The sequence below is a fragment of the Candidatus Yanofskybacteria bacterium genome (genome assembly GCA_016181175.1).
GTDB lineage: Bacteria > Patescibacteriota > Minisyncoccia > 2-02-FULL-40-12 > IGHO2-01-FULL-4-A > 2-01-FULL-44-17.
In genome coordinates this window covers 1-2,644 of the sequence record JACOZV010000005.1, presented here as the reverse complement: position 1 = coordinate 2,644, position 2,644 = coordinate 1, and the positions used below count along the sequence as shown (strand labels likewise).

At 41.9% G+C, this 2,644-nt stretch carries 4 protein-coding genes; 2 read left to right on the top strand and 2 right to left on the bottom strand.

Annotated elements, in window-relative coordinates; translation table 11 throughout:
* The coding region (locus HYT61_03995; GenBank protein MBI2063363.1) for a DNA-protecting protein DprA at nucleotides 1-483 on the bottom strand (483 nt) is incomplete at its 3' end.
* 229 nt (nucleotides 484-712) lie between these two features.
* Here HYT61_03995 and HYT61_03990 point away from each other — a divergent pair.
* On the top strand, nucleotides 713-1,435 hold the full coding sequence (locus HYT61_03990) for a glycosyltransferase family 2 protein (GenBank protein MBI2063362.1): 723 nt from the start codon (nucleotides 713-715) through the stop codon (nucleotides 1,433-1,435).
* Nucleotides 1,428-2,348, top strand: coding sequence for a DUF4931 domain-containing protein (locus tag HYT61_03985; GenBank protein MBI2063361.1), 921 nt, complete (start codon nucleotides 1,428-1,430; stop codon nucleotides 2,346-2,348). The genes HYT61_03990 and HYT61_03985 overlap by 8 nt, the downstream gene beginning before the upstream one ends.
* A gap of 60 nt (nucleotides 2,349-2,408) precedes the next feature.
* Here HYT61_03985 and HYT61_03980 read toward each other — a convergent pair whose 3' ends face one another.
* On the bottom strand, nucleotides 2,409-2,636 hold the full coding sequence (locus HYT61_03980) for a hypothetical protein (GenBank protein MBI2063360.1): 228 nt from the start codon (nucleotides 2,634-2,636) through the stop codon (nucleotides 2,409-2,411).
* Nucleotides 2,637-2,644 lie beyond the last annotated feature (8 nt).

Genomic DNA, 2,644 nt, shown 5'->3' with positions numbered 1-2,644 from the left:
CTCTATAACTAAGACCCCCAAGGACAGTCCACTAATTATCCGATCTCTTACGGCAAAGTTAAAAGCACGAATGCTCTCCTCATCTGAATATTCAGAAACTAAAAGGCCGTCGTTTTTGAGTATGTTTTGAGCTAAAGTAAAGTTAGTTTTGGGTCCGATATTTTTATCGCCGACTCCGCCTCCGAGGACAGCTATGGTTTTACCCCCGCAATCTAATGTCGTTTGGTGCGCTATTGCGTCTATTCCTAAGGCCAAACCGCTCACGACGGTAAATCCGTTATTGGCAAGGTCTCTGACTATCTGTTGGGCGGTTTCTTTTCCATAACTTGTTAGTTTTCGAGTTCCTACAACAGCAAAACAGCTGCTGTTCAACAGAGAAATGTTCCCCCGACAGTAAAGTTGCTTGGGGGGATCATGTATTTGGGACAAGAGCTTAGGAAAACTTTCTTTGCCAAGCTTAACTTGTGTGATGGGCCAACTCATTAATATTCAGATTAGGCGAGTTTGAGTAATCGGTCAAATAATGTTAATTTATATTTAATTATTAGAACGTAGCTGGCTTGTCCAAATTCAAGGCAAAAGCGAGCATTGCGACGAGCCATAGTAAACTATGGTGAGAAGTAAGCGGAGCTTTTAACGAAGAAGTTGGACAAGAGCGTACTTGCCGTAGTCCGCCAGTTGGCGGAAGGCGAGAGCGGCCAGCAAGTTATATATGTATTTATCTGTAATTATTCCCGCATACAACGAGGAAAAGCATATTAGAAAAACCGTCGAATCTATCCACCAATATCTTTCGGGCAAGAATATAGAGTACGAGATATTAGTTGTTACCGACGGTTCAAAGGACAAAACCAATGATATTGTCCGCTCAATGACTGCTGCAATTCCCACTCTTCAACTATTGGATTACGACCGGAACAGAGGAAAAGGGTTTGCTGTCCGTGAAGGTATGCTTAAGGCAAGAGGCCAATACCGGCTTTTTACAGATGCCGATAATGCAACAACCATCGATCACATAGAAAAAATGCTGCCTTTTTTTGGTCAGGGCTATGGCGTAGTTATTGCCTCGATCGCTGCTAAAGGAAGCGTTGTGGCCAGCGGTTCAGAGCCGATCTGGAGAAGAGTATTCGGGACGTTGGGCAATCTTTTCATACAATTAATGGCCGTACCGGGTATTAGCGACACGCAGAGGGGATTTAAAATAACTACTGCCGAAGCAGCCAATAAGATTTTCTCTAAAGCAACCATTGATCGCTGGGGTTTTGATGTTGAGATGCTGGCTTTAGCCAGAAAATTCGGATACAAAATAAAAGAAGTTCCTATTTTTTGGAAGAACGATCCCAGCTCGCATGTTAAATTAAACGCCTACTTTCAGGTTTTGACGGAAACGGTTAAAATAAGATGGAACTTAATGACGGGAAAATACAATGCTTAACGAGTTTCGACAAGATATTGTTTCAGGAGATTGGGTTTTGTTTGCCACGGAAAGGGCTGGTCGTCCCCACCAGCAACTAAATGGCAATAATCTGGAATTTATATCAAAAGACGCTTGCCCCTTTGAAGATCTAGTAGGCTCGGGAAACGAGCCGGTTTGGTTTTATCCAAACCGGAAGTCATGGACTATTGCTGTGATAAAAAATAAATTTCCGGCAGTAAAACCGGGAATTTGCAGTCCCGAGAGTTCTGTGGGCCCTTTTAAAATTCACTCGGCTGTTGGAGACCATGACTTGTTCATATACAAAGACCATGACAGGCATATGACAGATTTTTCTCAGAAAGAAATGATAGATGTTGTGAGGGCATACAAAAGGAGATATAGAGAAATTATGAATACCAGCGACTGTGTCCGCTATGTTCTTATTTTTCATAATATTGGTCCTGATTCCGGAGCCAGTATTTACCATCCTCATAGCCAAATAATGTCACTTCCCATATTGCCTCCGGATGTGGCAAGAAGCATCGGAGGCTCACATGATTTTTTTAAAAAACACGGAAAGAGTGTGGCATTTTGTCCCTTTGTATCCAAAAATCCATATGAAGTTAGAATATTTATGAAAAATGGCCAGCCTCATTTTGAAGAGTTGTCGGATGATTTTGACGATGAGCTGGCTGATGTGCTCCTTGCTTCTTTGAAAAAAATAAAAAAAGCATTAAATAGTCCAAGTTTAAGTTTTTTTATCCATACGGCGTCTAGAGAATCATCGCACGACCATGATTATTACAGCTGGCATATTGAAATACTGCCCAGATTCAGCAAGTTAGGAGGATTTGAGTTGGGAACTGATATAGAGATCAACGCCATTGACCCAGATGAGGCGGCGCAGTTATTAAGAGAAACGACTATTTAAAATGATTGAATTAGTTTCTTATATAAGTGAGTGGGCACTTGTGATTATTAGAAAAACCGGTTATGCCGGAATTTTTCTTTTGTCGGCCCTTGAAAGTGCTGCTATACCGATACCATCAGAGGTGGTTGTTCCATTTTCAGGATTCTTGGCCGCGTTGGGGGGACTTAATATTTGGCTCATCATTCTAACGGCCACGTTAGCCAACTTGGCCGGTTCAATAATTTTATTTTGGATAGGCAGGTCAGGCGGGAGGTGGATATTAGAGCGTTTTGGCAAATATGTTTTCATACACAGAC

Coding starts and splice junctions, on each gene's coding strand:
- HYT61_03990 (MBI2063362.1), top strand. CDS start 713: ATGTATTTATCTGTAATTATTCCCGCATACAACGAGGAAAAGCATATT.
- HYT61_03985 (MBI2063361.1), top strand. CDS start 1,428: ATGCTTAACGAGTTTCGACAAGATATTGTTTCAGGAGATTGGGTTTTG.
- HYT61_03980 (MBI2063360.1), bottom strand. CDS start 2,636: ATGAAAACATATTTGCCAAAACGCTCTAATATCCACCTCCCGCCTGAC.